The sequence below is a fragment of the Umezawaea sp. Da 62-37 genome, assembly GCF_032460545.1.
In the GTDB taxonomy this organism is placed as follows: Bacteria; Actinomycetota; Actinomycetes; order Mycobacteriales; family Pseudonocardiaceae; genus Umezawaea.
In genome coordinates this window covers 1,972,916-1,998,566 of record NZ_CP135965.1, presented here as the reverse complement: position 1 = coordinate 1,998,566, position 25,651 = coordinate 1,972,916, and the positions used below count along the sequence as shown (strand labels likewise).

General features: G+C 72.4%; 26 protein-coding genes, 1 tRNA gene and 2 pseudogenes. 10 read left to right on the top strand and 19 right to left on the bottom strand.

All coding sequences use genetic code 11. The features are described from left to right. Positions 1–69: 69 nt before the first annotated feature. From RM788_RS08555 to RM788_RS08545, 3 genes are all read left to right on the top strand, one after another. On the top strand, positions 70–402 hold the full coding sequence (locus RM788_RS08555; protein WP_315931022.1) for an avidin-fold protein: 333 nt from the start codon (positions 70–72) through the stop codon (positions 400–402). 161 nt (positions 403–563) lie between these two features. Then, positions 564–1,868: a cation:proton antiporter gene (locus tag RM788_RS08550; protein WP_315931021.1), complete on the top strand. Its 1,305-nt coding sequence runs from the start codon at positions 564–566 to the stop codon at positions 1,866–1,868. Positions 1,869–1,898: 30 nt separating this feature from the next. Next, positions 1,899–3,167: an ATP-grasp domain-containing protein gene (locus RM788_RS08545; protein ID WP_315931020.1), complete on the top strand. Its 1,269-nt coding sequence runs from the start codon at positions 1,899–1,901 to the stop codon at positions 3,165–3,167. Between the two features lie 22 nt (positions 3,168–3,189). On the opposite strand, the gene RM788_RS08540 is transcribed toward RM788_RS08545, so the two are convergent. From RM788_RS08540 to RM788_RS08530, 3 genes are all read right to left on the bottom strand, one after another. Then, positions 3,190–4,098, bottom strand: a complete 909-nt coding sequence (locus RM788_RS08540) for an NAD-dependent protein deacetylase (RefSeq protein ID WP_315931019.1) — start codon at positions 4,096–4,098, stop codon at positions 3,190–3,192. A gap of 18 nt (positions 4,099–4,116) precedes the next feature. Continuing rightward, a complete protein-coding gene (locus RM788_RS08535) occupies positions 4,117–4,614 on the bottom strand; it encodes a hypothetical protein (protein ID WP_315931018.1) in 498 nt (165 codons plus the stop codon). 150 nt (positions 4,615–4,764) lie between these two features. Further along, a complete protein-coding gene (locus RM788_RS08530) occupies positions 4,765–4,989 on the bottom strand; it encodes a hypothetical protein (protein ID WP_315931017.1) in 225 nt (74 codons plus the stop codon). Between the two features lie 147 nt (positions 4,990–5,136). On the opposite strand from RM788_RS08530, the gene ppk2 reads away from it, so the two are divergent. After that, positions 5,137–6,096: a polyphosphate kinase 2 gene (gene ppk2 / locus RM788_RS08525; RefSeq protein ID WP_315931016.1), complete on the top strand. Its 960-nt coding sequence runs from the start codon at positions 5,137–5,139 to the stop codon at positions 6,094–6,096. A gap of 27 nt (positions 6,097–6,123) precedes the next feature. On the opposite strand, the gene RM788_RS08520 is transcribed toward ppk2, so the two are convergent. After that, complete coding sequence (locus tag RM788_RS08520) at positions 6,124–6,720, bottom strand: SGNH/GDSL hydrolase family protein (RefSeq protein ID WP_315931015.1); 597 nt, start codon at positions 6,718–6,720, stop codon at positions 6,124–6,126. A gap of 42 nt (positions 6,721–6,762) precedes the next feature. Then, positions 6,763–7,545, bottom strand: a complete 783-nt coding sequence (locus RM788_RS08515; protein WP_315931014.1) for an alpha/beta fold hydrolase — start codon at positions 7,543–7,545, stop codon at positions 6,763–6,765. Between the two features lie 145 nt (positions 7,546–7,690). On the opposite strand from RM788_RS08515, the gene RM788_RS08510 reads away from it, so the two are divergent. Further along, positions 7,691–8,797, top strand: coding sequence for a hypothetical protein (locus RM788_RS08510; RefSeq protein WP_315931013.1), 1,107 nt, complete (start codon positions 7,691–7,693; stop codon positions 8,795–8,797). On the opposite strand, the gene RM788_RS08505 is transcribed toward RM788_RS08510, so the two are convergent. The 5 genes and pseudogenes from RM788_RS08505 to RM788_RS52920 all read right to left on the bottom strand — a co-directional run. Beyond that, entirely contained in the window at positions 8,787–9,659 is an 873-nt protein-coding gene (locus tag RM788_RS08505; protein WP_315931012.1) for an alpha/beta fold hydrolase, read from the bottom strand. The genes RM788_RS08510 and RM788_RS08505 overlap by 11 nt on opposite strands. Before the next feature lie 11 nt (positions 9,660–9,670). After that, positions 9,671–11,209 (bottom strand): acyl-CoA synthetase, encoded by a 1,539-nt coding sequence (locus RM788_RS08500; protein WP_315931011.1) that lies wholly within the window; start codon positions 11,207–11,209, stop codon positions 9,671–9,673. Positions 11,210–11,308: 99 nt separating this feature from the next. Further along, a complete protein-coding gene (locus RM788_RS08495; RefSeq protein WP_315931010.1) occupies positions 11,309–11,692 on the bottom strand; it encodes a PPOX class F420-dependent oxidoreductase in 384 nt (127 codons plus the stop codon). Positions 11,693–11,750: 58 nt separating this feature from the next. After that, positions 11,751–12,179: a patatin-like phospholipase family protein gene (locus RM788_RS08490; protein ID WP_315931009.1), complete on the bottom strand. Its 429-nt coding sequence runs from the start codon at positions 12,177–12,179 to the stop codon at positions 11,751–11,753. A gap of 241 nt (positions 12,180–12,420) precedes the next feature. After that, positions 12,421–12,582, bottom strand: a pseudogene (locus tag RM788_RS52920) (patatin-like phospholipase family protein); the annotation flags it as partial. A gap of 210 nt (positions 12,583–12,792) precedes the next feature. On the opposite strand from RM788_RS52920, the gene RM788_RS08485 reads away from it, so the two are divergent. Beyond that, positions 12,793–14,172 carry an FAD-binding oxidoreductase gene (locus RM788_RS08485; protein WP_315931008.1) on the top strand — a complete coding sequence of 460 codons (1,380 nt, stop codon included), beginning with the start codon at positions 12,793–12,795 and terminating at the stop codon, positions 14,170–14,172. Continuing rightward, the gene (locus tag RM788_RS08480; protein WP_315931007.1) at positions 14,169–15,650 is read left to right on the top strand and encodes a carboxylesterase/lipase family protein; all 1,482 of its coding nucleotides are present in this window, start codon (positions 14,169–14,171) and stop codon (positions 15,648–15,650) included. The genes RM788_RS08485 and RM788_RS08480 overlap by 4 nt, the downstream gene beginning before the upstream one ends. An 83-nt stretch (positions 15,651–15,733) precedes the next feature. Here RM788_RS08480 and RM788_RS08475 read toward each other — a convergent pair whose 3' ends face one another. The 3 genes from RM788_RS08475 to RM788_RS08465 all read right to left on the bottom strand — a co-directional run bounded on the left by RM788_RS08475 (position 15,734) and on the right by RM788_RS08465 (position 17,935). Next, positions 15,734–16,840 (bottom strand): FAD-dependent oxidoreductase, encoded by a 1,107-nt coding sequence (locus RM788_RS08475; RefSeq protein ID WP_315931006.1) that lies wholly within the window; start codon positions 16,838–16,840, stop codon positions 15,734–15,736. A 32-nt stretch (positions 16,841–16,872) separates the two neighbouring features. Continuing rightward, a tRNA-Cys gene (locus tag RM788_RS08470) sits at positions 16,873–16,944 on the bottom strand. Between the two features lie 256 nt (positions 16,945–17,200). After that, a complete protein-coding gene (locus tag RM788_RS08465; RefSeq protein WP_315931005.1) occupies positions 17,201–17,935 on the bottom strand; it encodes an SDR family oxidoreductase in 735 nt (244 codons plus the stop codon). Positions 17,936–18,062: 127 nt separating this feature from the next. Between RM788_RS08465 and RM788_RS08460 the strand changes: the two genes are divergently transcribed. Further along, positions 18,063–19,673 (top strand): serine/threonine-protein kinase, encoded by a 1,611-nt coding sequence (locus RM788_RS08460; RefSeq protein WP_315931004.1) that lies wholly within the window; start codon positions 18,063–18,065, stop codon positions 19,671–19,673. 221 nt (positions 19,674–19,894) lie between these two features. Here RM788_RS08460 and RM788_RS08455 read toward each other — a convergent pair. The 3 genes and pseudogenes from RM788_RS08455 to RM788_RS08445 all read right to left on the bottom strand — a co-directional run. Continuing rightward, positions 19,895–20,353: pseudogene (locus RM788_RS08455) on the bottom strand (SRPBCC family protein); the annotation flags it as partial. 79 nt (positions 20,354–20,432) lie between these two features. Continuing rightward, positions 20,433–20,657 (bottom strand): CDGSH iron-sulfur domain-containing protein, encoded by a 225-nt coding sequence (locus tag RM788_RS08450; RefSeq protein ID WP_315931003.1) that lies wholly within the window; start codon positions 20,655–20,657, stop codon positions 20,433–20,435. A 43-nt stretch (positions 20,658–20,700) separates the two neighbouring features. Continuing rightward, positions 20,701–21,690 carry an iron-containing redox enzyme family protein gene (locus RM788_RS08445; RefSeq protein WP_315931002.1) on the bottom strand — a complete coding sequence of 330 codons (990 nt, stop codon included), beginning with the start codon at positions 21,688–21,690 and terminating at the stop codon, positions 20,701–20,703. 365 nt (positions 21,691–22,055) lie between these two features. On the opposite strand from RM788_RS08445, the gene RM788_RS08440 reads away from it, so the two are divergent. Then, positions 22,056–22,436, top strand: coding sequence for an ATP-binding protein (locus tag RM788_RS08440; RefSeq protein ID WP_315931001.1), 381 nt, complete (start codon positions 22,056–22,058; stop codon positions 22,434–22,436). A gap of 9 nt (positions 22,437–22,445) precedes the next feature. Here RM788_RS08440 and RM788_RS08435 read toward each other — a convergent pair whose 3' ends face one another. Together RM788_RS08435 and RM788_RS08430 are read right to left on the bottom strand one after the other, a co-directional pair. Beyond that, positions 22,446–22,898: a hypothetical protein gene (locus RM788_RS08435; protein ID WP_315931000.1), complete on the bottom strand. Its 453-nt coding sequence runs from the start codon at positions 22,896–22,898 to the stop codon at positions 22,446–22,448. An 85-nt stretch (positions 22,899–22,983) separates the two neighbouring features. Further along, the gene (locus tag RM788_RS08430) at positions 22,984–23,166 is read right to left on the bottom strand and encodes a hypothetical protein (RefSeq protein ID WP_315930999.1); all 183 of its coding nucleotides are present in this window, start codon (positions 23,164–23,166) and stop codon (positions 22,984–22,986) included. Between the two features lie 287 nt (positions 23,167–23,453). Here RM788_RS08430 and RM788_RS08425 point away from each other — a divergent pair, with 287 nt between their 5' ends. After that, positions 23,454–24,245: a DUF1684 domain-containing protein gene (locus tag RM788_RS08425; protein ID WP_315934588.1), complete on the top strand. Its 792-nt coding sequence runs from the start codon at positions 23,454–23,456 to the stop codon at positions 24,243–24,245. A gap of 537 nt (positions 24,246–24,782) precedes the next feature. Here RM788_RS08425 and RM788_RS08420 read toward each other — a convergent pair. Continuing rightward, positions 24,783–25,631 carry a helix-turn-helix transcriptional regulator gene (locus RM788_RS08420; protein WP_315930998.1) on the bottom strand — a complete coding sequence of 283 codons (849 nt, stop codon included), beginning with the start codon at positions 25,629–25,631 and terminating at the stop codon, positions 24,783–24,785. Positions 25,632–25,651: the final 20 nt, after the last annotated feature.

Sequence of the window (25,651 nt, the reverse complement as noted above, 5' to 3'; positions counted from 1 at the left end):
TTCCCGACACCTCCGGCGCCGCGACACCGTGGCGCCGGGGGAGCGCTCAGAGCACGAGGAGAAGCAGAAGTGATCAACTACGACGGCAAGAGGTTCAGCCCGGTCGCCGACGGCGCCCCCGAGGAATCCCGTGTCGCGGTCTACCGGCAGGAGGGCGACCTGCTGTGGGGCGAGTTCCTCGGCGGCAAGGCGCGCCGCGGCGCCCTCACCGGCAAGTGCGCGCCCGACGGGAAGCTCGACTTCGCCTACTGCATGGTCCTCGACGACGGCGAGGTGATCTCCGGGCACTGCGCCAGCACGCCGGTCGTCCTGGAGGACGGCCGCATCCGGCTGGACGAGGTGTGGGAGCGGTTCGGCAGCAACGGGAGCACCGGGATCTCGGTCATCGAGGAGGTCCGCTGACCGCCCGCTGACGTGCGGCTGACCGGCCGCTGACGGCGACGGCCCCCGCGCGTTCGGAGAGCCGAACCCGTTGCGCCACAAGGCGGAACGGACCTCCCACACCTCTTGGCGGACATGGGACCGTCCCAGCAGCCCCACCACCGCGAGGAACGGAGAACCGGATGACGATCATCGCAGCGCCGGTCAGTCCCATCGGCGCCCACCAGATGCTCGTGTTCCTGTTGCAGATCGGCCTGTTGCTCGGCATGGCGTTCGCGCTGGGCCGACTGGCCATCCGGTTCAGGATGCCCGCGCTGGTCGGCGAGCTGACCGCCGGTGTGCTGCTCGGGCCGTCGCTGCTCGTGCACGTCGCCCCCGCGTTCTCCGCCTGGCTGCTGCCGGGCAACCCCGAGCAGATCCACCTGCTCGACGCCGTCGGCCAGCTCGGCGTGCTGCTGCTGGTCGGCCTGACCGGCATGCACGTCGACCTGGGGCTGGTGCGCCGCAAGGGGAAGACGGCGGCGTGGGTCAGCATGGGGGGTCTGCTGGTGCCGCTCGGCCTCGGCTTCGCCGTCGGGCTCGTGCTGCCCACGTCGCTGATCGCGGGCGGCACCGAGCGCAACGTCTTCGCCCTGTTCCTGGGTGTCGCCATGTGCGTCAGCGCCATCCCGGTCATCGCGAAGACCCTGCTGGAGATGAGGTTGCTGCACCGCGACATCGGGCAGCTCATCATCAGCGCGGCGGCGGTGGACGACATCGTCGGCTGGTCGCTGCTGTCCATCGTCTCCGCGATGGCCACCACCGGTCTGCGCGCGGGCCACGTGGCGTTCACCATCGGCTGTCTCGTAGCGGTGGCGCTGGTCGCCGTGCTGATCGGCAGGCCGGTGGTGCGCAGGGGACTCGCGATGGCCAACAAGTCCGCGGACCCCGGCGTCACGGTCGCCGTCGTGGTGCTGCTGCTGGTCGCCTCGGCCGCGGGCACCCACGCGCTCGGCCTCGAACCCATCCTCGGCGCGTTCATCTGCGGCGTCCTGATCAGCTCCTCCGGGCTGCTCGACCGCGCCAAGATCGCACCGCTGCGCACGTTCGTCATGGCGGTGCTCGCCCCGATCTTCTTCGCCACCGCGGGCTTGCGGATGGACCTCACCGCGCTGCGCGAACCCAAGGTGCTCGGCGCCGCGGTCCTGGTGCTGGCCATCGCGATCGGCGGCAAGTTCGTCGGCGCCTACATCGGTGCCCGCACCGGACGGCTCACGCACTGGGAGGGCCTCGCGCTCGGCGCCGGGCTCAACGCCCGCGGCGTCGTCGAGGTCATCGTCGCCATGGTCGGCCTGCGGCTGGGCGTCCTGACCACCGAGACCTACACGATCATCATCCTGGTCGCCGTCGTCACGTCCCTGATGGCACCACCGACCCTCCGCTACGCCGTCGGCAAGATCGCCGAGACGTCGGAGGAACGGGACCGGGAGAAAGCCTTCAGCGCGTAGAGCGCCCCACCCGAGATTGAGGTTCTGGCCATGACGGCTCCCACCCCCGCCGAACGTCCGCTGCTGGTGCTGATCGGCACCGGCATGAGGCCCTACCGCGAGTACCTGCTGCGGTCGATCGGCGCCCGCTACCGCGTGCACCTGTTCCTGTCGGCCGAGCCCGAGTGGGAGAGGGAGCACATCGCGGGGTGGACCGTCCTGCCCAGCACGACCGACGGGCCCGCGATGGCGGCCGCCGCGCTGGAACTGCACGCCACCGACCCGGTCGCGGGCGTGCTGTGCTGGGACGAGGTCCGCATCCACGCGGCGGCGTTCGTGGCGGGGGCGCTCGGTGTCCGCAACGGCGACCCGTCCGTCGTCTGGCGCCTGCGGGACAAGGGGCAGACCCGCGCCGCGCTGGACGCGGCGGGTGTGGCCCAGCCGAGGTCGATCCCGGTGAAGACCGTGCAGGACGCGGTCGACGCCGCGGCCGTCGTCGGCTACCCGGCCATCCTCAAGCCCCGCGGCCTCGGGGCCAGCCTCGGCGTGATCAAGGTCGGGAACGAGGCCGAGGTCCGCGCGAACTTCGCCTTCACCGAGGGCGCGCGCGGACCCGAGCCGGTGGTGTTCGACACCGACCAGCCGATCCTGGTCGAGGAGTTCGTGTCGGGCGAGGAGATCAGCGTCGACTCCGTCGTGAGCGGGGGGAGGGTGACGCCGCTGTTCGTCGGCCGCAAGGTCGTCGGCTACCCGCCCTACGCCGAGGAGATCGGCCACTTCGTCGACGCCGCCGACCCGCTGCTGACCGACCCCGCGCTGCTGGCGGTCCTGCGGGAGACCCACGAGGCGCTGGGCTTCACCGACGGCATCACCCACTCGGAGTTCATGCTCACCGCCGACGGCCCGAAGGTCATCGAGGTCAACGGGCGGCTCGGCGGCGACATGATCCCCTACCTCGGCCTGCTCGCCACCGGCATCGACCCCGGCCTCGCCGCCGCGGCCGCGGCCACCGGCGCGGAAGCCGACCTCACGCCCTCGGTGAACCGGGTCGCGGGCATCCGCTTCTTCTACGTCGAGGAGGAGGACACCACGTTGGGGTCGCTCGGGTTCGACGAGTCGGCGCTCCCCGAAGGGCTCGACAAGGTGGTCGTCGTCGCGCAGCCCGGCACCGTCGTCTCGCCGCCGCCGAAGGGCACGGTGTGGGGCCGCATCGCGTTCGCCATCGCCGTCGGCGAGTCCCGCGAGCAGGTGGCCGGGAGGCTCGACGCGGCCGAGTCCGCGCTCGACGTCGTGCCCGCCCTGGACGCCGTGCCGGTCTGACCCGGACGCGGACGGCTCCCGGTCACCCGGCTGCGGTGACCGGACCGTCCGGTCGCCCGACCCCGAGCCGCCGGGTCAGGTCGGTCAGCGCCTGGCCCAGCGGCAGGTCCACCCGCACGGTCGCGCAGGAGTCGCCACGGGTCTCGCCGCGGTTCACGATGAGCACCTGCTTGCCGGTCTTGGCGGCGTGCCGGACGAACCGCAGCCCGGACATGACGGTCAACGAGGACCCCAGCACGAGCACGGCGTCGGCGTCGTCCACGAGCCGGTAGCACTGCTCCACGCGCGGCCGAGGGACGTTCTCGCCGAAGAACACGACGTCCGGCTTCAGCACGCCGGAGCAGTCGACGCACGGGACGAGCGCGAAGGTGCGCACCACGTCGTCGGGCAGTTCCACGTCGCCGTCGGGGTTGATCCGGGTCGCGGTGCCCTCGAACGCCGGGTTCGCGGCCCGCAGCCTGCGGTCGAGGGTCTCGCGGTCGCTCGTCCGCCCGCAGTCCAGGCAGATCACCCGGTCCAGGCTGCCGTGCAGCTCCACCACGTCCGGCGCGCCCGCGGCCTGGTGCAGGCCGTCGACGTTCTGGGTGATGATCCCGGACAGGTGGCCACCGGCGTGCAGGGCGGTGACGGCGCGGTGGCCGTCGTTCGGCCGGGCGCGGGCGATCGTGCGCCAGCCGAGGTGGCTGCGCGCCCAGTACCGCCGACGGCCCTCCGGGTCGCCGGTGAACTCCTCGTAGGTCATCGGCGTGTGCCTGCGCAGGCTGCCCTCCGCGCCGCGGTAGTCCGGGATGCCCGACTCGGTCGACAGCCCGGCGCCGCTGAGCACGACCACCCGTCCGCGCGCGAGGGTCCGCGCCACCTCGTCGAGGTCGGTCGTCCTGGGCAGGGGCGCCCCGGTGGACGCCCAGCTGAGAGTAGGTCGTGTCCTCACCCCACGAGCGTACGTACGTCAGGGGGTCTCGGAGACCCGCACGGCCGTCGCGGTGTCGCCGGAGGTGGTGGCCACGACGGTGACGGTGTCGCCCTCGGCGATGTCGGCGGCGGTCCCGGCGCCGGTGCCCGCGGTCGCGCCCGGCGCCGTCGCGGCGGCGAACACGGTGGCCGAGTCGATGACGTAGGTCCTGGTGTACCCGTCCGTGCTGGCCGCGGTCATGGACGTGTCGGTGATCGCGGTGACGGTGCCGGTCTGCATCTCGCCGTGCGCCACGCTCGACAGCACGTCGTTCGCGCCGCCCGGACCGCCGGTCCCACCCGGTCCCATGCCGCCCGGTGCCTGGCCGATCGCCGACGACGCGTCCGAACCGGACGAGGCCCAGACGGCGGCGCCACCGCCACCGGCGATGACGAGCGCGACGGCCGCGGCGATGATCCCCTTGCGGACCTTCGACTGCGGGGCCTTCGGCTGCTGCTGGGGCGCGGGCGGGGCGAACTGCTCGGTGGTCGTCATCGGGTGCTCCTCGTGGTCGGCTCTGCTGAGGACCACGTTCCCGACCGCCGCTGTGCCCGTCCTGTGCGTTGCACGGGCGGGGCCTGTGCGCCGGGCGAGCGGCCGGGCGGAGGTCGGAGCGGTCACGACCCCCATCCGGCGCTCAGCACGTCACTTGGCGGCGGTGCCCAGGTCGGAGAGCGCGGCCGCGAGCTTGAAGTACTTGTTGGTGCCCAGGTCGCGCACGGTCTTGATGCCGAACGCGGCGTCGAGCTTCGCGGCGTCGTCCTCGGTGACACCCGACAGGGCGGCGACGGGGGCGTCGAGGACCTCGGCGACGGTGAGGTTCTCGTAGGCCTTGTCGAGCTTCTTGTCCAGGTCGGCGGTGATGGCCATGCTGCACACCCTTCAGTGAAGTTGATCAAGCAGGATGTTTCACCTTATCGGGTGACACGTTGTGGTCGTCGCCAGCCCGCCGCGGTGAGGCGCGCCGCCACCGCCGAAGTGGCATAACCGGCGGCGGGGCGGGGTAACAACGTCGGTATGCGCCCTTTGTCCGACGTGCCCAGCTTGCTCGCCGAGTTCAAGGTCGACGACAGCGACCAGGACGATCCCGTTCTGCTGCACCGGGACGGCACCCCCGTCGACACCTGGCGGCAGAACTACCCGTACGACGAGCGGATGTCGCGCGAGGAGTACGACCGCGAGAAGCGGCTGCTGCAGATCGAACTGCTCAAGCTCCAGTACTGGATCAAGGACACCGGGCAGCGGCTGGTCGTCGTGTTCGAGGGGCGCGACGCGGCGGGCAAGGGCGGCACGATCAAGCGGTTCACCGAGCACCTCAACCCGCGCGGCGCGCACGTCGTCGCCCTGGAGAAGCCGTCCGAGCGCGAGAGCACGCAGTGGTACTTCCAGCGCTACGTCGAGCACCTGCCCTCCGCGGGCGAGATGGTCATGTTCGACCGCTCCTGGTACAACCGCGCCGGGGTCGAGCGGGTCATGGGGTTCTGCTCGGACGAGGAGTACGACCGCTTCCTGGTGCAGGCGCCCGCGTTCGAGCACATGCTGGTCGACGACGGCGTGCTGCTGGTGAAGTTCTGGTTCTCGGTGTCGCAGGACGAGCAGCGCACCCGGTTCGTCATCCGCCAGGTGGACCCGGTGCGCCAGTGGAAGCTCAGCCCGATGGACCTGGAGTCGCTGGACAAGTGGGACGACTACACGTCGGCCAAGGTCGCGATGTTCCGCGAGACCGACACGGCGAAGGCGCCGTGGACGGTGGTGAAGAGCAACGACAAGAAGCGGGCCCGGTTGGAGGCCATGCGCAGCCTGCTGGTCCGGTACGACTACGCGGACCGCGACGACGAGGTCGTCGGGATGCCGGACACGCGGATCGTGGGCGCGGCGGCGACGCTGCTGGAGTCCGGTGAGGATGACACGGACCTGTCGCCCACGCCGTTGCACCACGGCGGCGAGGTGATGGGGATCGGGCTGCACCCGAGCTAGGCGGCTGGTCCCCGGTGGACGGTCCGGTCAGGCCGCGTCCTTCAGGTACGGCTCCAGCGCGTCGGCCATCAGCGCGTACCCGGCGGGCGAGGGGTGGAAGCGGTCGGCGGAGAAGAGGCTCAGGTCGGTCGCGAAGCGGCCCGCCAGGTCGGCCCCCATCGACGCCACCACCCCTCCCGCCTTCAGCACGGCCGCGCTCTGCGCCTGCGCGTACTGACCGCTGACCGAGGACACCAGCGCCCGGAACGCGGGCGGCACGTGCGACACCACGCCGAGGTCGGGAGCGGGGGCCACGACGACCCGCGCCCCGGCCCCGCGCAGCGAGGAGACGGCGTCGTGCAGCAGGCCGGTGCCGACACCGGTGGGCATGAACGACGTGAGGTCGTTGGCGCCGATGACGATGAGCGCCAGGTCGACGCCCCTGCTCAGCGACGTGCGGACCTGGGCGGCGAGGTCGGTGGACCGGGCGCCGGACACGGCGAGGACCGTCAGGTCGACGCTGTGGCCCGCCGCGCGGAGGGTGCGGGCGAGGCGGTGGCCGATGGTCTCCTCGGCACGGGTGCAGCCGACGCCCGCCGCGAGGGAGTCGCCGAGGACGTGGAAGCGCAGGACTGGTCTGGTCATTTGTCCTGTCAACGCGCGGACGTCCGCGGTGGTTCCTGGTGGTCAGCAGGCGGCCGCCAGGGCGTGGGAGTCCGCCCACCCGACGAGCTGCCGGTCCAGCGCCCGGTAGACGGCGGGCTCGAAGGCCATGCCGGTGTGGGTGCAGCGCACCTCGAGGTGCTCGGCGTACGGGTCCAGGCTGCACTGCCACGGCACGATGCCGTCCGACCGCGAGTACACCGACAGGGCAGGCACCTCCAGCGGGGCGGCCAGCGCGGAGATGTTGGTGCGGTAGCAGTCGCCGGAGAAGCAGTCGCCGTTCATCAGGCCCGGCACGCCGAACGTGGACAGGCGGGCCAGGAAACCCGCGATGGCCATGACGTCGCGCTGCGCGTTGAGCGGTTCGACCACCGGGCTGCCGAGCATGACCAGGCCGCGGACCAGGTCGGGCCTGCGGACGGCCAGCAGGCGGGCCAGCGTACCGCCGCGGCTCTGCCCGATCAGCACCACCTGCCCACCTGTGGCCTCGGCGTGCTCCTCGAGGCGGCGTTCGAGCCGGTCGACGAGGTCCGTGGTGCAGCCGACGGTGAAGCCGATCCCCGCGCCGGTCGGCCGGTAGCCGCGGGCGCGCAGCCACGCGCCGGTCAGCGTCAGGGTGTGGTCGCTCGCCCCGAAACCGGGCACGAGCAGCACGCCGAGGCCCTGTCCCTGCGTGGTGTCGACGGTGGTCCACACGCGGTGGCGGAGCAGCCGGGGGATGCCGAGCATCGCGACGAGCACCTGCTCCCGTGCCGCGACCTTCATGGTGTCGAGCGCCCGTTCGGCGATCATGTGGGGTGCCCTCATGGGCCGCTCCGTTCCTCGGACGTCGTGCGGTCTGACTACCCCGGAAATCCCATTCCGACACCTGGGTGTCTCGTAGCGGTTCTCCGCAGGCGCGGTGACCGCGAAACCCGGTGGGGATCGCGGTCGCCGCACTAGGCTCGCCGCGGTGGAGAAGCTCTTGCTGTCGGCGGTCATCGTCCTGGCGACGGTCTGGAGCGTGGTGGTGCTGTCCCGAGGGGGCGCGCCGGAGCGGCCGGGGCGGGGATGGGCGCGGCACCCGGGGACGTGGCTGCTGGTCCTGGTGCTGCTGGTCTACGTGAACCAGGTGCTGTTCACCGTGTACGTGCGGCGGGAGTGGGGCGGTGACGTCTCGCGGCTGTCGCGGCTGCTGCCGGAGGGCTGGTTCGCGCTGGCGGACCTCGGATGGCCGGCCGACCGCTTCCCGGCGCCGGAACTGCTGCCGTGGACGGTGATGCGCGCGCAGTCGTCGCTGGAACTGGCCTTCGGGGTGCTGCTCCACCTGCTGGTGTGCCGCTGGTTCGGGGCCGAGGTGTACCGCACGGCGGTGCGGGCGCGGTGGGCGGTGTCGGCGTCGTTCACGGTCACGTTCTGCCTGATCGAGTGGGAGCTGCCGACCCCGTACACGACCGACGACATCGTGATCCGGGTGCTGTCCGGGCTGGTCGTGCCGGTGCTGGTCAGCAGGCTCTCGGAAGGGCCCGTCGGACCGCCGCGGCTGGTGCCGTTCGTGGTGTCGGTCGCCGCGATGGGCGCGCTGGTGCTGGCGGTGTACGACACGGCGCTGCTCTACAACCTGGGCGACCTGGACGACTGGCTGCCGGTGGCGGGCGCGGCCGCCGCGGTGCTGGCCGGGGCCCGCTGGTGGGCGGGTCGGCCGGTCGCCGCCGCGGGGCCGACGACGAGCGCGGTCACGTCGTCGCTCGGCTGGTTCCTGGTGCTGTTCCTGGTGCCCTCGCTGCCGCTGCGCTACGGCGTGAACTTCGGCACGACCGCGGTGTCGCTGGCGGCCGGTCTGGTGATCACGGTGGCGGCGCTGTGGCTGGGCTGGCCCAGGGCGCTGCTCGGCAGGCTCGCCGCGGCCGCCGCCGTGGGCGTCGGGGGAGCGGTGGCGGGCTACTTCCTGGCGAGCGGCTACCACGAGGCCCGGCTGCTCGCGGCGGCCGCCGGGTTCCTGCTGGCGGGCGGCGCCGTGTGCGCGGCGGCCGACCGGTGGCTGACGGCCGCCGCGTCCGACGAGCCCGTCAGCGTTTGAGCTTCTCGCCCAGCCACGCCACGAGGTCTCCGGTGACCTCCTCGTGGTTGGTCTCGTTGAGGATCTCGTGCCGCGCGCCCTCGTAGACCTTGACGGTCAGGTCCGCCGTGCCCGCCTGGCGCAGCCGGTCGACCAGCGGGTGGAGCAGGGCCAGGTCGCCGTTGACCGGGTCCCGGTCGCCCACGGCCAGGTGCACGGGCAGGTCGTGGCGGATGGCGGCGAGCCGTTCCGGGTCGCCGGTGGCGCGCAGGCCGACGAACATGGCGCGGGTGGACTCGCCGTCCAGGCCGAAGCCGCACAGCGGGTCGGCCACGTAGGCGTCGACCTGGGCCTCGTCGCGGCTGAGCCAGTCGTACTCGGTGCGGGCGGGCTGGAAGGCGGCGTTGAACATCGCCAGGTCCAACGGCCCGTCGAGGTCCAGCGCGGGTTCGAGCAGGTCGATGGCGGCGGTGCCGGTGAGCGCGACGGCGTCGAGCGCGCCGCTGTCGGTCAGCAGGTACTGCTGGGCGGCGAAGGACCCCATGCTGTGCGCCACCAGGCCCACCGGCAGGTCCGGGTGCTCGGCGTGGATCCGGGCGTTCAGCACGCCGATCTCCTCGACCAGCGCGGACCAGCCGTCCGGGCCGAGGACGCCGTGCCGCTCGGGTGACGGCGCGCTGGCGCCGTGGCCGCGCTGGTCGTGGCCGTACACGACGACGCCGCTCGCGGTGAGGGCCCGGGCCAGCTCCTCGTAGCGCAGGACGTGCTCGCCCATGCCGTGCAGGAGCTGGACCGCGGCGACCGGCGCGCCGGTCGGGTCCCAGCGGTAGCCGACCAGGTCCTGGTCGTCGCGGCCGGTGAAGTGGAACGTCTCGGTGGGCATCGGGATCCTCGTCACTGGGGTCGGTGGTACTGGGCGCGCAGCTCCGCCTTGAGGAGCTTGCCGGTGGGGGTCCTGGGGAGCTGGGCGACGAAGTCGACGGACCTGGGCGCCTTGAAGTGGGCGATGCGGTCGCGGACGTGGTCGAGCAGTTCGGCCGCCAGCTCGGGACCGGTGGCCACGCCCGGCGCGGCCTGGACGACCGCTTTGACCTGTTCGCCCATCTCCTCGTCCGGCACGCCGATCACCGCGATGTCGAAGACCTTCGGGTGCAGCGCCAGGACGTTCTCGATCTCCTGCGGGTAGATGTTGACCCCACCGGAGATGATCATGAACGCCTTGCGGTCGGTGAGGAACAGGTAGCCGTCCCCGTCGACGTACCCGACGTCGCCGGTGGTCGTCCACAGTGGATGGTCGGGGTGCTGCGCGGCGGCCGTCTTCGCGGGATCGTTGTGGTAGGTGAACGGCATCCGGTCGCGTTCGAAGTAGACCGAGCCGATGTCGCCCGCGGGGAGTTCCCGGCCCTCGTCGTCGCAGACGTGCAGGACGCCGAGGCCCGCCGTGCCGACCGATCCCGGTTTCGCCAGCCAGTCGGCGGGGTTGATGAAGGTGACGCCGTTGCCCTCGGTGGAGGAGTAGTACTCGTGCAGGATCGGGCCCCACCAGGACATCATGGCGTTCTTGACCTCGATCGAGCACGGCGCCGCGGCGTGGATCGCGAGCCGGTGGTGGGACAGGTCGTGCGCGTTCCGCTGCTCTTCGGGCAACTTGAGCATCCGCACGAACATCGTCGGGACCCACTGGCTGTGCGTGATCCGGTGCTCCTCGACGGCGGCCAGCGCCGCCCGCGGCTCGAACACCGGCATGACCACGACCGTGCCGCCCAGCGCGTGCACGAACCCGCTGAACCGCAGCGGCGCGGCGTGGTAGAGCGGGGCCGGGCACAGGTACACCGTGTCGCGGTCGAAGCCGTACATCCCGCCGAACACGGCCACGTACGGGTCGCCCCACTCGTCGATCCCGCGCTCCGGCAACGGCGGGCGCACGCCCTTGGGCACGCCCGTGGTGCCCGAGGAGTAGAGCATGTCGTTGCCGACCCGGTTGTCCGGCAACGGGACCGGCTCGGCGGTGGCGAGCGCGGCCTCGTAGTCGTCGTGGCCGTCCACCGGACCGCCGAACGCGAGCCTGCACACCACGGTGGGCGTCCGGTCGGCGATCGCCAGCGCCTGCTCGGACTTCGCCGCGGACACGACGAGCGCCTTCGCCGCGCAGTCGCCGACGATGTAGGCGATCTCGGACGGCTTGAGGTGGTGGTTGATCGCGGTGATGTACAGGCCGCTGCGCAACGCCGCCCAGTAGGCCTCGAAGTAGCGCGGGCCGTTCTCCGCGATGACCGCGATGGTGTCGCCCCGGCGCAGGCCACGGTCGTGCAGCAGCCGGGACAGCCGGGTCGACCGCTCCTCCAGCGCCGCGTAGGTGAGCGTCTCGCCGGTGTCGGACATGACGACGGCGGCCTGGTCGGGCTCGGTCCTCGCGTAGTGGCCGGGGTACATGACGCCTCCTCGTCGAGGGGTCGATCGACTACCAGCACCCTCGACGAGCACCCGGCTCCGGGCAACCCCTCGGCGGGCGCGATGTCCGCGGGTGAACGGTCAGCAGCGCACCGCGATGGCGATCCCGGACCGCTTCGGCCTGCCCAGGATCCTGGTGGACCACTCCGCGATCCGCACCAGGAGGTACTTGCTCGCCAGCAGCGCCCGCGCCTCGGCGGTGTCCGCGGAGTCGAGCAGCCGGGCCGTGCCGCGCACGGTCGGCGCGCCCTGGGCGACGCGTCCGCGCCGGTCGCACGGCGACAGGGCGACGGTGCCGTTGTTCCTGATCCGCTTGACCTTCCCGCTGTCCGGGGAGGTCCAGATGAACAGCTCACCGCCGTCCACCGCGTGCCACACGGGCGTCGACACGCCCACGCCGGACTTCCGGTAGGTGGTGAGGCTGACGTAGCGCTCACGGGCGAGCACGTCGAGTGTCGTCGTCACCCGTCCATCATGGACCGCCGCCGCGCCCCCGTGCCGTTCCCGCTGGTACCGGCGGGGGTCACCCCCAGAACGCGGCGACCTCCGCCGCGATCCGCAGGCCCTGCTCCCGGCCCGCGCGGGCGCTGGGCTCCCTGGTGGCGGGGTCCAGCGGGTTCGGGCCGATCGCGGCCGCGCTCGCGTCGTCCGTGGCGACCACCAGGACGGACGCGCCCTCCCGGCGCAGCCCGTCGACCTGCCCGGCGAGGGCGTCCAGCTCCTCCACCCGCATCGCCTGGAGCACCAGGACGACCTCGTGCCCGGTGGCGAGGTCGGCGTTCTCCGTGCTGCGCACCCCGCCGTCGACGTAGCGGGCGCCGTCGACGGTGACCGGGGGCCAGACCACCGGCACCGCGCAGCTGGCCGCGACGGCGTCGACCAGTTCCACACCGCTGTCGGCGTCGAACACGCGCTCGTGCCCGGTCCCGGCGTCCACGGCGACGATCAGCACCCTGGTCGCGGGGCCACGTGTGCACCGGCAGCCGGGCGGCGATCACCTCGCGCCGCCGCTCCTCGGGGACGGTTGGCGCGTCCAGCGCGGCCCGGCCGATCCGGCGGCGCGCCTCCAGGGGGTCCGCGTCGGCGGTGCCGCCGAACAGCTCCACGAGCCGGTCCACGTCGACCTCGGCGGCGATCTCGGGCGCCTGCGCGTCGGTGTCGGTCTGCGCCCGCAGCAGGTCCGGCAGCGCGACGCCGCTGGTGATCTGCGCCGCCACGACCGAGCCCGCGGACGTGCCGACGACCAGGTCCGCCCCGGTGGGGTCCACACCGCCCTCGGCGAGTCCGGCGAGCAGACCGATCTCCCAGGCGACCCCGGCGATCCCGCCGCCGCCCAGCACAAGTGCGCGTGTCATGACCACATCCCTACCACCAGCCCGGCGGGCGCGCGGGTCCAGCCGCCCGGTCGACGCGCCGTCGGGCGACGGCTCCGACCACGGTGCCACCGGACGTTCCCTCCACTCGATCCGGTCAACACTGGAGAGTGCGCACATTGTCGAGGCCCGGTGCCGGGATTAGCGTCGGAATCAGGGACATCGCGGTCACCGGCGGAGAGGACGGACCTCGTGGACGAACTGGTCGGGCTGCTGCCGCCGGGACGCGTGCTGGTCGATCCGGACGTGCTGCGCTCCTACCGCCACGACGAGGCCGAGTGGGCCCCGCACGGGACGCCCTCGGCCGTCGTGCGGCCGCGCACCGCGGAGGAGGTGCAGATCGTCGTCCGGCACTGCGTCCGGCACGGCGTCCCGGTGGTTCCGCGCGGCGCGGGCACCGGCTTGTCGGGCGGCGCGAACGCGGTCGAGGGCTGCGTCGTGATCGCCCTCGACGGCATGAGCGCGATCAAGGAGATCGACCCGCTGGAGAAGCTCGCGGTCGTCGAACCCGGTGTGGTCAACGACGACCTGCGCGCGGCCTGCGCCGAACGGGACCTCTGGTACCCGCCGGACCCGGCCAGCTCGCCGTGGTCGACCATCGGCGGCAACGTCGCCACCAACGCGGGCGGCCTGTGCTGCGTGAAGTACGGCGTCACCGGCGACTACGTGCTCGGCCTCCAGGTGGTGACCGGTACCGGTGAACTGGTGCGGCTCGGCCGCCGCACCGCCAAGGGCGTCGCGGGCTACGACCTCACGTCGCTGCTGGTCGGCTCCGAGGGCACGCTCGGCGTCATCACCGAGATCACCGTCCGCCTGCGGCCGCGCCGCGAGCCCGAGCGGACCGTCGCCGGGTACTTCCCGTCGGTCGTCGCCGCGGGCCGCGCCGTGGAGGCGGTCGCCGCCGCCGGGCTCACGCCGTCCGCGCTCGAACTGGTCGACCGGCACTGCCTGGCCGCCGTCGACGAGTGGAAGAACATGGGGCTCTCCGCCGACGCGGACACCGTGCTGCTGGGCCGCACCGACGCCCCCGGCGCGGCGGGGGAGGCCGAGGCGGACGCGATGCTCGCCTGCTTCGACGCCGCGGGCGCCACGTGGAGCGCCCGGTCGTCCGACCAGGAGGAGGCCGACGCGCTGTTCGCCGCGCGTCGGCTGGCCTACCCGGCGCTGGAACGCCTCGGGCCGGTGCTCACCGAGGACATCTGCGTCCCCGTCGGCCGGGTCGCGGAGATGCTCGGCCGCATCCAGGACATCGGCGTCCGGCACGACACCCGGATCGCCAACATCGCGCACGCGGGCGACGGCAACCTGCACCCGCTGCTCCTCACCGCTCCCGGTGACGAGGACGGGAAGCGCCGCGCGCAGGCCGCGTTCGACGACATCGTCCGCGAGGCGCTCGCCCTCGGTGGCACGGTCACCGGCGAGCACGGCGTCGGCCTGCTCAAGCGCGACGGCCTCCGCGACGAGCTCGGACCCGCCGTGCTGGACATGCACCGCGCGGTGCGCGACGCGCTCGACCCCCACCGCATCCTCAACCCCGGCAAGGTCTTCACCACCGACAAGGAGTCCACATGACCGTCGTGCGCATCGGCGAGGGCGCGCTGCGCGGCCGCCACAGCGATGGCGTCCACGCGTTCCGCGACATCCCCTACGCCCACGCCGACCGGTTCGGGCTGCCGACGGTCGCGGTGCTGACCGGCGAACGCGACGCGGGGGAGTACGGCCCCACCGCGCCGCAGGGCAGCACCCGGATCCCCGGCGTCGACCTGGAGGCCATCGTCGGGCCCGGCTGGGTGCGCGGCGAGGACTACCTGACCGCGAACGTGTGGACGCCCGACCCCGGCGCGTCCGGGCTGCCCGTGATGGTGTTCGTGCACGGCGGCTCGTTCACCGGCGGCTCCGGCACCACCCTCGGCTACGACGGCGGCGCGTTCGCCCGCGACGGCGTGGTGCTGGTGACGGTGAACTACCGGCTCGGCGTCATCGGGTTCGGGTCGCTGCCGGGCGTGCCGGAGAACCGCGGCCTGCACGACCAGCTGGCCGCGTTGCGGTGGGTGCGGGCCAACATCGCCGCGTTCGGCGGCGACCCGGACAACGTCACGGTGTTCGGCGAGTCCGCGGGCGCGCTCAGCGTGTGCGACCTGCTGGCGGTCATGCCGCCGGGGCTGGTCCGCCGCGCGGTCAGCGAGAGCGGCGGCGGGTCGCACCTGCTCACCCCGGCGCAGGCCGCCGTGACCACCCGCGCGGTCGCCGAGGTGCTCGGTGTCCCGGCCACCGCGGCGGCGTTCGCGGAGGTGTCCGAGGCCGATCTCGTCGACGCGCTGGCGAAGGTCACCGCCCAGCAGCCGAACCTGGCCGTCGACGGCCTGGCCGACCCGCTGATGGGGCTGTCCCCGATCGGCCCGGTGCTCGACGGCGACCTGTTCCGCCACCAGCCCGTGGACTCGGTCCGCGAGGGCGCGGCGGCGGGCGTCGACCTGCTGATCGGCCACAACGCGGAGGAGATGAACCTCTACCTCGTCGGCCTCGGCGCCGCCATGCCGGAGGTGACCCCGGAACTGCTCGGCTTCGCCGTCTCCCGCCTGCACCCGGAGCCGGACGCGGTGATCGGGGCCTACCGGGCCGCGGGCCGCGGCCGGACCCCCGGCGAGCTGCTGTCCGCGATCGGCACCGACTACATGTTCGGCGTGCCCACCGCGCGCATGGCCGACGCCCACGCCCCGCACGCCGCCGGGACGTGGCGCTACGAGTTCGCCTGGCGCTCGCCCGCGTTCGGCGGCAGGCTCGGCGCCTGCCACGGCCTGGAGCTGCCGTTCGTGTTCGACGCCGTGGACCGCGTCGACTTCGGCGTCCTGGGCGTCACGGCGACCGACGAGACCCGCGCGCTCGCCGCCGAGGTCCACCGGGCGTGGGTGCGCTTCGCCCGCGACGGCGACCCCGGCTGGCCGCGCTACACGCCCGAGAACGCCGTGGTGCGGAGGATCGACACCGAGTGGACGCTGATCGACGGGGCCGACGCCGGGGAAACCGCCGTGTGGGAGGGCATTCGCTGACCGGCCGCGCTCGACCGGAGGTCCCCCGTTGTGGAGGACCCCCGATCCACACGGTACGACGGGGGTACGACAATTCCGGAGGGCTACCGGGCGGGCAGCGCGAAACGGGCGTCCGGGCGGTCGCCGGTCAGCACGAGGTCGGCGAGCACGCGGCCGATGGCCGGGGTGAACTTGAAGCCGTGGCCGGAGAACCCGGCGGCCACCACGACCGGGCCGACGCGGTCGAGCACGAAGTCCGACGACTCCGTCGTGGTGTAGGTGCAGCTGATCGGCGTGAAGTCGTCCGGGTCGACGCCGGGCAGCCACTCCCGCGCGTACCGGCGCAACGCGAGCAGCTGCGCCGGTTCCGGCCGGAAGTCGCGGCGGTCCGGGTCGACCACCGGGCCGGTGCCGTGGAACCCGACCTTGATCCCCTCGCCGGGCGTGGCCAGCCCGTACACGCCGCTGGGGTACAGGTCGCGTTCCTCCAGGTCGTGGGTGAACGACGGCCAGCCCGCCTCGCCGCCCGGCGCCCGGAAGTGCGCGGGCTGCTCCTGCGTCACGCGCAGCGCGGGGAGCGGCACCAGCCCGTCGAGCAGCTTCGCCGCCCACGCCCCGGCCGCGACGACGACCCGGCGCGCGCGGTAGGTGCCGGTCGCGGTGCGCACCTCGACGCGGTTGTCGCCGCGCACCACGATCTCCGACACCGGGGTGTCGTGCCGCACGGTCGCGCCGAGCCCGGCGGCCGCGGCCTGGAGGGCGGACACCGAGTCGTCGGCGTGCAGCCGTCCGGCGACCGGGTGGAAGAACACCTTGCCGTCGAAGCGCAGACCAGGCCAGCGCTCGACCGCTTCGGCCGGGTCCAGCCACCGACCGGGGTTCCCGGCCGCCCGCAGCGCCTCGAAGAGCCCGTCGAGCCGCGACGTCCGTCCATGTGCGACACCACCGGTGAGTGCGAGGAGGTCACGACCGGAGTCGGACTCCAGTTCCCGCCACCACGCCAGCGCCTCGTGCGCCAGTCCTATGTAGACGGGTTCGGCGTAGGAGACGCGGAAGATGCGGGACGCGCCGTGCGACGCCCCCCGCGTGTGCCCCCGCTCGAACCTCTCCAGCAGCAGCACGTCGACACCTCGCCGCGCGAGCTGCCACGCCGCGGCGGACCCCATCGCGCCACCACCGACGACGACCACGTCGACTTCCACCGCCGGCATGCCGCGCTCCTCGACCGTGCGCCCCGTTTCGGAGGCGGAGACGGGAATCGAACCCGCGTGACAGGCTTTGCAGGCCTGCGCCTGAACCACTCGGCCACTCCGCCGTACTTGATCACCTGGTGCGACCGTAACCGTCCGGCGTCGGGGTGACCAGGGCGTCCACTGGGCGGGAAGATCCCGGAAGCGCTTGCACCCCAGAGCACTTGCAGGAACACCTTCCCTTGGAGAGGCCCGCGCCCGACGTGCTAGACCGGGGCACTCGGGCGTCGCTGCACGAGATCGTCCGCCGCGTCGAAGTCGGCACCCCCTACCGCCACTTCCCGACCCGCGACGCCCTGCACCGCGAGCCGGTCCTGGTGCCTAACCCCGCCCGATGAGAGGCATGTTCGTGGCCATGACGGTCATGAACTGCACGTTCGCGTCAAGGGGCAGGCCCGCCATGTAGCGGACCGCGTCGGCGACGGCGGCGACGTCCATGGTGGGCTCCGGGGCGGTGGTGAAGTCGGCTTGCAGCACCCCCGTGGCCATCCGCTCGGTGAGCGGGGTCGTCGCGTTGCCGATGTCGATCTGCCCGCACGCGATGCGGTAGCGGCGGCCCTCCAGCGACAGCGACTTCGTGATCCCGGTGACGGCGTGCTTGGTCGCGTTGTAGGCGATGGCGTCCGGACGCGGGGCGTGGGCGGACACGGAGCCGTTGTTGATGATCCGGCCGCCCTGCGGGTCCTGGTCGCGCATGATCCGGAACGCCTCGCGGGCGCAGAGGAACGTGCCGGTCAGGTTGGTGTCGACGACCTCGGACCACTGGCTGAGGGAGAAGTCCTCGACGGGGGTGGCGCGGACGTTGGTGCCCGCGTTGTTGAACAGCACGTCGACCCGGCCCCAGTGGTCGCGCACGGTGTCGAACAGCGCGGTCACCGACTCCTCGACGGTGATGTCGGTCGGCACGGCGAGGACGTCGTCACCGGTCGCCGTCCCGGCCAGCGCGTCGGGCTTGCGGCCCGCGAGCACCACCCGGTAGCCGGCCTCCAGCAGGGTCCGCGCCACCGCCCTGCCGACCCCGGACCCCGCGCCCGTCACCACCACGACACCGGCCACCGCAGCCTCCTCGGTTGATCGACCCGATCATAGGTGCGGCCGCGCCACACCGGTTGACGTGCGCATCCGGGGGAACCGGGTGGTTACCATCTGCGTCGATGCCGTAGTGGACGCAGAGGTGGGAGTGATGACCGAGGAGACCTTCGGGCCTTATCGGATCGGCGAGCTGCTCGGTCGCGGGGGCATGGGCGAGGTGCACCGCGCCTACGACACCGCGCACGACCGGGTCGTGGCGCTCAAGAGGCTGTCCGCCCAGTACCACTCCGACGACGACTTCCGCGCCCGCTTCCGCAGCGAGTCCAAGATCGTGGCCCGGCTGCGCGAGCCGCACGTCATCCCCATCCACGCGTACGGCGAGATCGACGGCAGGCTCTACATCGACATGAGGCTGGTCGAGGGCCAGGACCTCACCAGGATGCTCGAGCACGGCCCGCTGGAGCCGCGCCGGGCGGTGCGGATCGTCGAGCAGGTGGCGAGCGCGCTCGACGCCGCCCACGAGGACGGCCTGGTGCACCGCGACGTCAAGCCGTCGAACATCCTGGTCGGCGCGGGCGACTTCGTGTACCTCGTCGACTTCGGCATCGCCCGCAGCGCCTCGCCCGCGGGCACCCGCCACACCGCGTCCGGCGACATCGTCGGCACCCTGGACTACATGGCGCCCGAGCGCTTCGGCGGCGGTCCGGTCGATGGTCGCGTCGACGTGTACGCGCTAGCCTGCGTGCTGTTCGCGGCCGTCGCCGGCCGCCGCCCGTTCCTCGCCGACACGACCGCCGCGCAGATCTGGGCGCACATGCAGGAACCGCCGCCCAGGGCGTCGCTGTCGAACCCGGCCGTCCCGCCCGCGCTGGACGACGTGATCGCCAAGGGCATGGCCAAGGACCCCGCTTGGCGCTACCCGACCGCGGGCGCCCTGGCGGCGGCCGCCGATGCCGCGCTGGCGGCGCCCCGGCCGGTCTTCGCGCCACCGCCTCCGGTCCCGCGGCCGATGCCCCTGGCGCCGACACCTCGACCGCCGGTCGTCTCCCCGGAGTCGCCGTGGCAGAAGCGGGCGGGTGTCCTCGGCGCCGTCGTCGCCGTGCTGGTGATCGCGGCGATCGTGGTGACCGTGGCGCTCACCCGGTCCGACGACCAACTCGGCGCGGGTGGCCGGTCGTCCACTTCGGAGGCCGGCACGACGGCCAGGTCGGAGACCACCACGACCGCGCCCTCGTCGTCGACTCCCGAGACCACCACGACGACCGCGCCCGGCCCGGACCCGAAGGTCGCGGCCCTGCTGGACGTGCTGCCCTCGGCTTACAAGGGCAACCCGACGTGCGTCGGCGTCGACACCGCGGCCGGAGCCGTCGCGTCGGTCGCCTGCACCGCGGCGAACCGCGCCAGCGGGTACTTCCCGCCGCCGGAGAAAGCCGTGTTCCACCGGTTCGCCGACCGCGCCGCCCAGGACGCGTTCTTCCTGGAACTGGTCAACGGCAACAACATCCCGCGCGACGACAGCCAGGGCGGGTGCCGCCCGCTCGTCCGGAGCCAGCACTACTCGACCTACAACCGGAGCGAGAGCGCGCCGCTGGAAGGGGAGTTCACCACCTGCTTCGTCGAGGACGGCCTCGGGCAGGTGTGGTGGGTGGACAGCAAGACCCTGGTGATCGGTTCGCTGTTCTCGTCCGGGGCGACCGGCAACGACGACCTGGACAAGCTCGGCTACTGGTGGAACGAGGTGGTCCTCACCCCCGACAACTGACCGTCGTGGGTGGAACACCGCGAAGGCCCCGCGCGTGGTGCGCGGGGCCTTCGCGGTGGTGGAGATCCTTACAGGATCGGCGATCCGTTGGCGAGCGGCGGCTCACGGCCGTCGTCGTGGCGACCGGTCAGCGGGTCCGTCGAAGCCGGGTTCCGCGTCAGGTGGTGCTCCGGGCTCTGCGCCACGTGCTTCTCCGGCGTCGCCGGGTTCTGCGGGGACGCGTCCACGTCGCCGCGCCACGCGCCGGTCTCGGTGCCCTGCTGCTCGATGAAGTCCTTGAACCGGTCGAGGTCGCCCTTGACGCGGCTGCCGACGATGCCCAGCGCGGAGCCGACCTTCTCGGTCAGCGACTCGGGCGCGTACTCCATCTGCAGGTTGACCCTGGTGGTGTTGTCGTCGAGCCGGTGGAAGGTCACCACGCCGCCGTGCGACGTGCCCTCCTCGGTGTCGCCGACGGTGTGCCAGGCGATCCGCTCGTCGGGATGCTGCTCGGTGATCTCCGCGTCGAACTCGCGGCTCACACCGGCGATCTTGGTGACCCAGTGGGTGCGGGTCGGGGTGAGCTGGTTGATCTTCTCGACGCCCTCCATGAAGGCGGGGAAGGACTCGAACTGGGTCCACTGGTTGTAGGCGGTCGTGACGGGCACTTCCACGTCAACGTGCTTCTCGATCGTCGTCACGTTTCCTCCGTTGCCGATCTCGTTTGCCATTCCGTTCGTGTTGGGGGACTTACCCCTCGCGCCCCGGTTCCACACGTGATCAACGTTCACGATCTCCGCCGGAGGCGTGGAAGCCGCCGACCTTGTGGGTTCCGTCGCACAGGGGTTTGATCGCGGAGAGTCCGCAACGGCACAGGGCCACCGTGCCGCGGCCGCCGTCGATGACCTGCCCCGACTGGGTGCGCAGTTCGAAATCGCCCCGCACGAGCAGTGGTCCGTCCTCATAGGACGTGATGGTGGCGCGACTTTCCGCTGATCTGTCCACGAGGAGTGGTTACCCGGTTCGGATGACTTCTACACCAACGGGGTCACGCCGTGCGCGACAGCGGGGCCGGGGAGCTTTCCCAGCGCTCCAACAGGTACCGGCCGAACTCCGCCTCGACGGCGAGGCAGGCGGCCGCTCCGAACAGGATGTCGGAGGCCGCTTCCGGGTGCTGGCGCGCGTAACCGCCGCACAGGTCGTGGGCGGCGATCTGCTCGTGCACGGCGTCGGCCTCGACGTGCTCGTCGTAGAACCGGGTCGCGGTCGCGTCACCGCCGAGGCGGCGCAATCCGTTGCCGTAGCGGCGGTTCGGCAGCGAGGACGTCATCTCGAACGCGGCCAGGTGGCCGATCAGCGCGCCGCCGAGGTTCCGGCGCAGGCCGAACAGCGAGATGGTGTTCGTCACGGCGAGCGTCACCGCGGGCGCCTGGTCGACGTAGTGGCCGTAGGTGTCGTCCAGGTCGAGCGCGCGCATGACGTCGCGGAACAGCTCCGAGTGCATGCGCTCCACGCGGCCGCCGCCGTACTCGTCGGTCTGGATCTCGATCAGCGCGGCCTTCGCCGAGCCCTCCAGCCGCGGGATGGCCCAGGAGTGCGGGTCGGCCTCCTTGAGGTGGTAGACCGACCGCTGCGCCACGAACTCGCGGAACTGCTCCAGCGTCGCCTTGCGCTGGAGGAAGCCGGCCAGCGAGGGGCCGTCGTCGGCGGCCACCAGCGCGGCCAGCGCCGAGGGCACGGCGTCGGGCTCCACCTCGACCGGGGGAGCCAGCAGCCGCAGCCCGGCCAGCCACCGCTCCTCCAGGGCCCCGCGCACGGCGATCAGCGACGGCTCCCACTCCCAGGCGTCATCGACGCCGTCGAAGCCGCGGTAGTGCATCTCGTAACAGGTCCACAGCGCCAGCTGGAGGTCTTCGTCGTGCACGATCCCGGCCGCGGGGGTGTCCACCGCGGGGACCGCGAGGGGGTGCGGGCACGGGTGCCCGAGCGCGTCGATCACCGTCGCACTGACCGGTCCGCGGGGTCGGGGCAGACGCATGGTGCTCTCCTGTGTACTCGGTCGTCGTCGACCAGCGCCGAATACCCCGATCGGCCCAGTGCCAACCACGTGCCGCACCCGATCGGGCGCGGAGGCGGCGTCCGGGGAAGTCCTTCGTCCGATGAGGTTTCGAACAGCCCGGAACGGGGCATCCGGGCTGGCTGTGCTTGCTCGCCGAGCCGTGGAGGAACGGGTCCGTCCATTCGACCGTCGGATGGGAGCGATCGCCGCAGGACATCCTCGGGGCGTCCCGCTCGTTGGACAACGGGTGGCCACCCGGCTGTCGAGGCGGTGAACAACCAGGACAACAGGCTCGAGGTCGAGGTGCGATGACTGGTCCAGAGCCTTACCGGACGCGGATAGACGTGGATTTGCGGCGCTACGAGACCCCTCCGCTGGCTGAACTGCGCGCCCACATCCGCCAGATGCTGGTCGCGGAGGGCCCGGAGTGCGTCGAGGACGTGGAGCTGCTCACCACGGAACTCGTCACCAACGCCTACGACCACGGGGTGCATCCCCTGTCCACCCGCCTGTGGCGGCCCGAGAACAGCAAGGTGATCCGGTTGGAGGTCGACGACTCCGACTCCTCCCACCTGCCCGTGATCGGTGTGTCGAGGTTCGGCGTCAACCGCGGCCGCGGGCTGGTGATGGTGGACCACCTCGCCCAGCGATGGGGGAGCAGGGTCAGGACGTGGGGGAAGACGATCTGGGCCGAGGTGGCGGCGCCGGGCGTGACGCCCGCCTGACCCCGCCGCTCACCCGGCCGGGAGCAGGGCCGACGACGCGCTGTTCTTCACCCTGCTCCGCAGCCACGCCAGTTGGCGGTCGGTGTCCTGTTCGCACCCCTCCGTCACGTCCAGCAGCGCGCTGTCGCGCAGTCCCCGCGCGGCCTGCGCCACGACCGCCCACGTGAGGTCCACGAACGAGGCGAGCGCGTAGAGGTCGAGCAGGTCGCGCAGCAGACCGACCTCGCCCGCTCTGGGGCCGGTGGACGGCAGGCCGTGCGGCGGGTCCGCGCCGGGGTTCGCGTCGTAGCGCCGCAGGACGGGTGTGAGGCGGTCGACGTGGGCCTCGCTGATGAGGGCGAGGGCGGCGCAGGTGGTGGCCACTTCGGACTCGGGGGCGTGACCCGCCGCGACCCGGCCGAACGCGTCGGCGAGGCCCTGTTCCGCGGAGCGGAGCAAACCGAGGTAGCTCGCGAGGTGCATGGTCGGCTCCTTGTCGTCGGGTCCACCGGAGGTACCCGTGACTGGGAGGATCAACCCCGGACGCGGACGTCCGGGGTCGCCGCGCTCACGTGCTGGAGTTCCGGAACAGCAACGACGTCGAGACGCGGAATTCCAGTCCAATCGAGACGAACGCCGGGATCGGGAACCACGTGCGCAGGTCGTCCGGGCCCGCGCGTCCGCTGAGCCACCAGGCGAAGCCGAACGGCAGCCGGCGCACCGCCGCGGCCGGCGCGACGACCGCGACCACTGCCCGCGGCAGGGTGGGACGCCGGGTTCCCGTGGAGGTGCGGTGTCCTCCTCCGCCATCGGATTCTCCTTGCGCGGGGGTCTGCCGCGGCGAAGGTGGCTGCGTGGCCCGGTGCCCGAGGAGAGGAAGATCATCCGTCCCGTTCAGTGGATGTCAACCGCGGTTTCCTCTTCAGCCTGGATGTTCTGACTCCGACGTTGTCCACCCGTTGGGACGGGGAATAGCCGCCCCGCGTGGCCGTTGCCATCGGGGACGGCGTTGACGGCGAACGGGATGTGGGGCTGGCGATGAGCACCGAGCAGTTCGTGCACGACTGGCGGGACTGGAAGACCGCGCGCGAGGAGGACCTGGCCGCACCGCACGGGTGGCTGGCACTGGTGTCGCTGGACTGGCTGGACGACGCGCCCCGGCGCTACACCGGCATCCCCGGCCTGTGGTGGCAGGACGCGGAGGCCGCCTACCTCGACCCGGAGGACGCCGAACTGTCCCACGAGGGCGAGCGCGTCGTCGGCGTCCGGCGGTTCGAGCTGGTCAACAGCGGCGCGGGCACCAGGGTGTCGGCCGGTGACGTGGAGATCGAGATCGCCCGCCGCTCCGGCTACCTGATCCGGGTGCACGACCCGAAAGCCCCGGTGCTGCACGACTTCCACGGCGTGCCCGCCTACGAGCCCGCCGCGGACTGGGTGCTGACCGGGGTGTTCGAGCCGTTCGACGAGCCCCGCCCCACCACGGTCGGCGCGGTGGTGGCCGGGCTGAGCCACGTCTACACCGCCCCCGGCGTCGTGCGGTTCGACCACGACGGCGCCGAGCACGTGCTGACCGCGTTCAACGGGAAGTCCGACGGGCTGAGCATCCTGTTCACCGACGCCACCAGCGGCGTGACGACCTACGCGGCGAACCGCTCGCTCAGCGTCCCGGCGCCGGACGCGGACGGCCGGGTGGTGCTGGACTTCAACCGCGCGGTCAACCTGCCGTGCGCGTTCACCGACTTCGCCACCTGCCCGTTGCCGCCTGCGGGCAACCGGCTCGGGTTCGCGGTCGAGGCGGGGGAGAAGCTGCCGCACGAGCGGGAGTCCTGAGTCCGGAGGTGCGTCCGCGGGGAATCGCGGGCGCACCGTCCGGGGCGGGTGTCGGTGCTGTTTCGGGTGGTGGTTGGTCTACTTCGGACGGTCGCGCCGGTTCGGGCAGTCGGCCCACGTCGGGTGATTGGGCCCTTCGGACGGACCGCTTCGGGCACGCGGCGCGGAGGTCCCCCGTTCGTGAAGGCCCCCCGATTCACAACCTACCGATGGGCACCGACAAGAAGCGTCGGACGGCTGGTGGGGGCGTTGCGCGGTCCGCCTCCGCGCCGCGGGAGAAGGCCTTCAGGCGGTCCTGGTGTGTCCGCGGGAAGGTTCTCAGCGGCCCCTGGGTGGGTCCGCGGGAAGGTTCTCAGCGGCCCCTGGTGGGCACGCGGGGAGGTTCTCAATGGTCCTGGTGGCATGTGGAGGGGCACTCCGGTCCTGGTAGACCCGAGGAAGTGCCCTCCGTGGTCCTGCTGGGCCCGCAGGACGGCCTTCAGCGGTCCTGTTGGGCACACGGAAGGCTCCCAGTGGTCCTGCCGGCCATGCCGCCCCTCAGCGGTCCTGGTGGGTGAGTCGTTGACCGCCGACCACCGTCAGCAGGCGCAGCTTCTCGTCGCTTTCGCTGCCGGGTGTCGCGGTGAACACCAGCAGGGCCTGCTGCTGGTCGTTGTCGAACAGCATCTGGCAGTGCAGCTCCAGGTCGCCGACGGTCGGGTGCCGGAACCGCTTCGGCTTGCCGTGCAGGAACCCGACCTCGTGCCCGTCCCACAGCGCGCGGAAGTCCGCGGACTGCTCGCTCAGTGCGCGCACCACCGCCCCCGCCCGTGAGGTGGGACCGTCCACCGCGTGCGCGGTCCGCAGCTTGGAGACCAGCACCCGAGCGTGGTTCGCCCGCTCGTCCTCGTGGTAGAACGACCGCGCGGCCTCATCGGTGAACCACCGGTAGACCGCGCTGCGCTCCAGCCCGGTGTAGCCGCTCTGGTCGCCCTCCAGCGCCACGTGCGCCCTGGTCTGCACGAGCGTCTCGCTCAGCCGGTTGAGCACGACCGCGGGCGTGTCGTCGAGCCGGTCGAGGATCCGCAGCAGGCCGGGGTTCACGTGGTCCGACCGGCTTGACCTGGCCGGGATCCCGTGACCGGCCAGCAGAAACAGGTGGTCGCGTTCGTCGAGCGTCAGGTGCAGCGCCCGCGCGATGGCCGTCAGCATCGGCTCCGACGGCTGCGGCCCCTTCCCGCCCTCGAGCCTGCTGTAGTAGTCCGCGGACATCGACGCCAGCGCGGCGACCTCCTCGCGGCGCAGCCCCGGCGTCCGCCTGCGCTGCCCGCGCGACAGCCCGAGGTCCTCCGGTTGCAGCGCCTCCCGCCGCTTGCGCAGGAAGTCGGCCAGTTCGGTGTACTCCACGTGGTCCTCCTCGGCCCGCA

Bases quoted from the DNA above. Each gene is read 5' to 3' on its own strand.
- RM788_RS08530 (WP_315931017.1), bottom strand. From the start codon at position 4,989: ATGGCCATCACCGCCGACCTGGACAAGAAGCTCGACAAGGCCTACGAG.
- RM788_RS08520 (WP_315931015.1), bottom strand. From the start codon at position 6,720: ATGACCAGACCAGTCCTGCGCTTCCACGTCCTCGGCGACTCCCTCGCG.
- RM788_RS08445 (WP_315931002.1), bottom strand. From the start codon at position 21,690: ATGCGTCTGCCCCGACCCCGCGGACCGGTCAGTGCGACGGTGATCGAC.
- RM788_RS08435 (WP_315931000.1), bottom strand. From the start codon at position 22,898: ATGCACCTCGCGAGCTACCTCGGTTTGCTCCGCTCCGCGGAACAGGGC.
- RM788_RS08515 (WP_315931014.1), bottom strand. From the start codon at position 7,545: ATGAGGGCACCCCACATGATCGCCGAACGGGCGCTCGACACCATGAAG.
- RM788_RS08475 (WP_315931006.1), bottom strand. From the start codon at position 16,840: ATGCCGGCGGTGGAAGTCGACGTGGTCGTCGTCGGTGGTGGCGCGATG.
- RM788_RS08550 (WP_315931021.1), top strand. From the start codon at position 564: ATGACGATCATCGCAGCGCCGGTCAGTCCCATCGGCGCCCACCAGATG.
- RM788_RS08480 (WP_315931007.1), top strand. From the start codon at position 14,169: ATGACCGTCGTGCGCATCGGCGAGGGCGCGCTGCGCGGCCGCCACAGC.
- RM788_RS08545 (WP_315931020.1), top strand. From the start codon at position 1,899: ATGACGGCTCCCACCCCCGCCGAACGTCCGCTGCTGGTGCTGATCGGC.
- RM788_RS08500 (WP_315931011.1), bottom strand. From the start codon at position 11,209: ATGTACCCCGGCCACTACGCGAGGACCGAGCCCGACCAGGCCGCCGTC.
- ppk2 (WP_315931016.1), top strand. From the start codon at position 5,137: ATGCGCCCTTTGTCCGACGTGCCCAGCTTGCTCGCCGAGTTCAAGGTC.
- RM788_RS08535 (WP_315931018.1), bottom strand. From the start codon at position 4,614: ATGACGACCACCGAGCAGTTCGCCCCGCCCGCGCCCCAGCAGCAGCCG.
- RM788_RS08460 (WP_315931004.1), top strand. From the start codon at position 18,063: ATGACCGAGGAGACCTTCGGGCCTTATCGGATCGGCGAGCTGCTCGGT.
- RM788_RS08505 (WP_315931012.1), bottom strand. From the start codon at position 9,659: ATGCCCACCGAGACGTTCCACTTCACCGGCCGCGACGACCAGGACCTG.
- RM788_RS08425 (WP_315934588.1), top strand. From the start codon at position 23,454: ATGAGCACCGAGCAGTTCGTGCACGACTGGCGGGACTGGAAGACCGCG.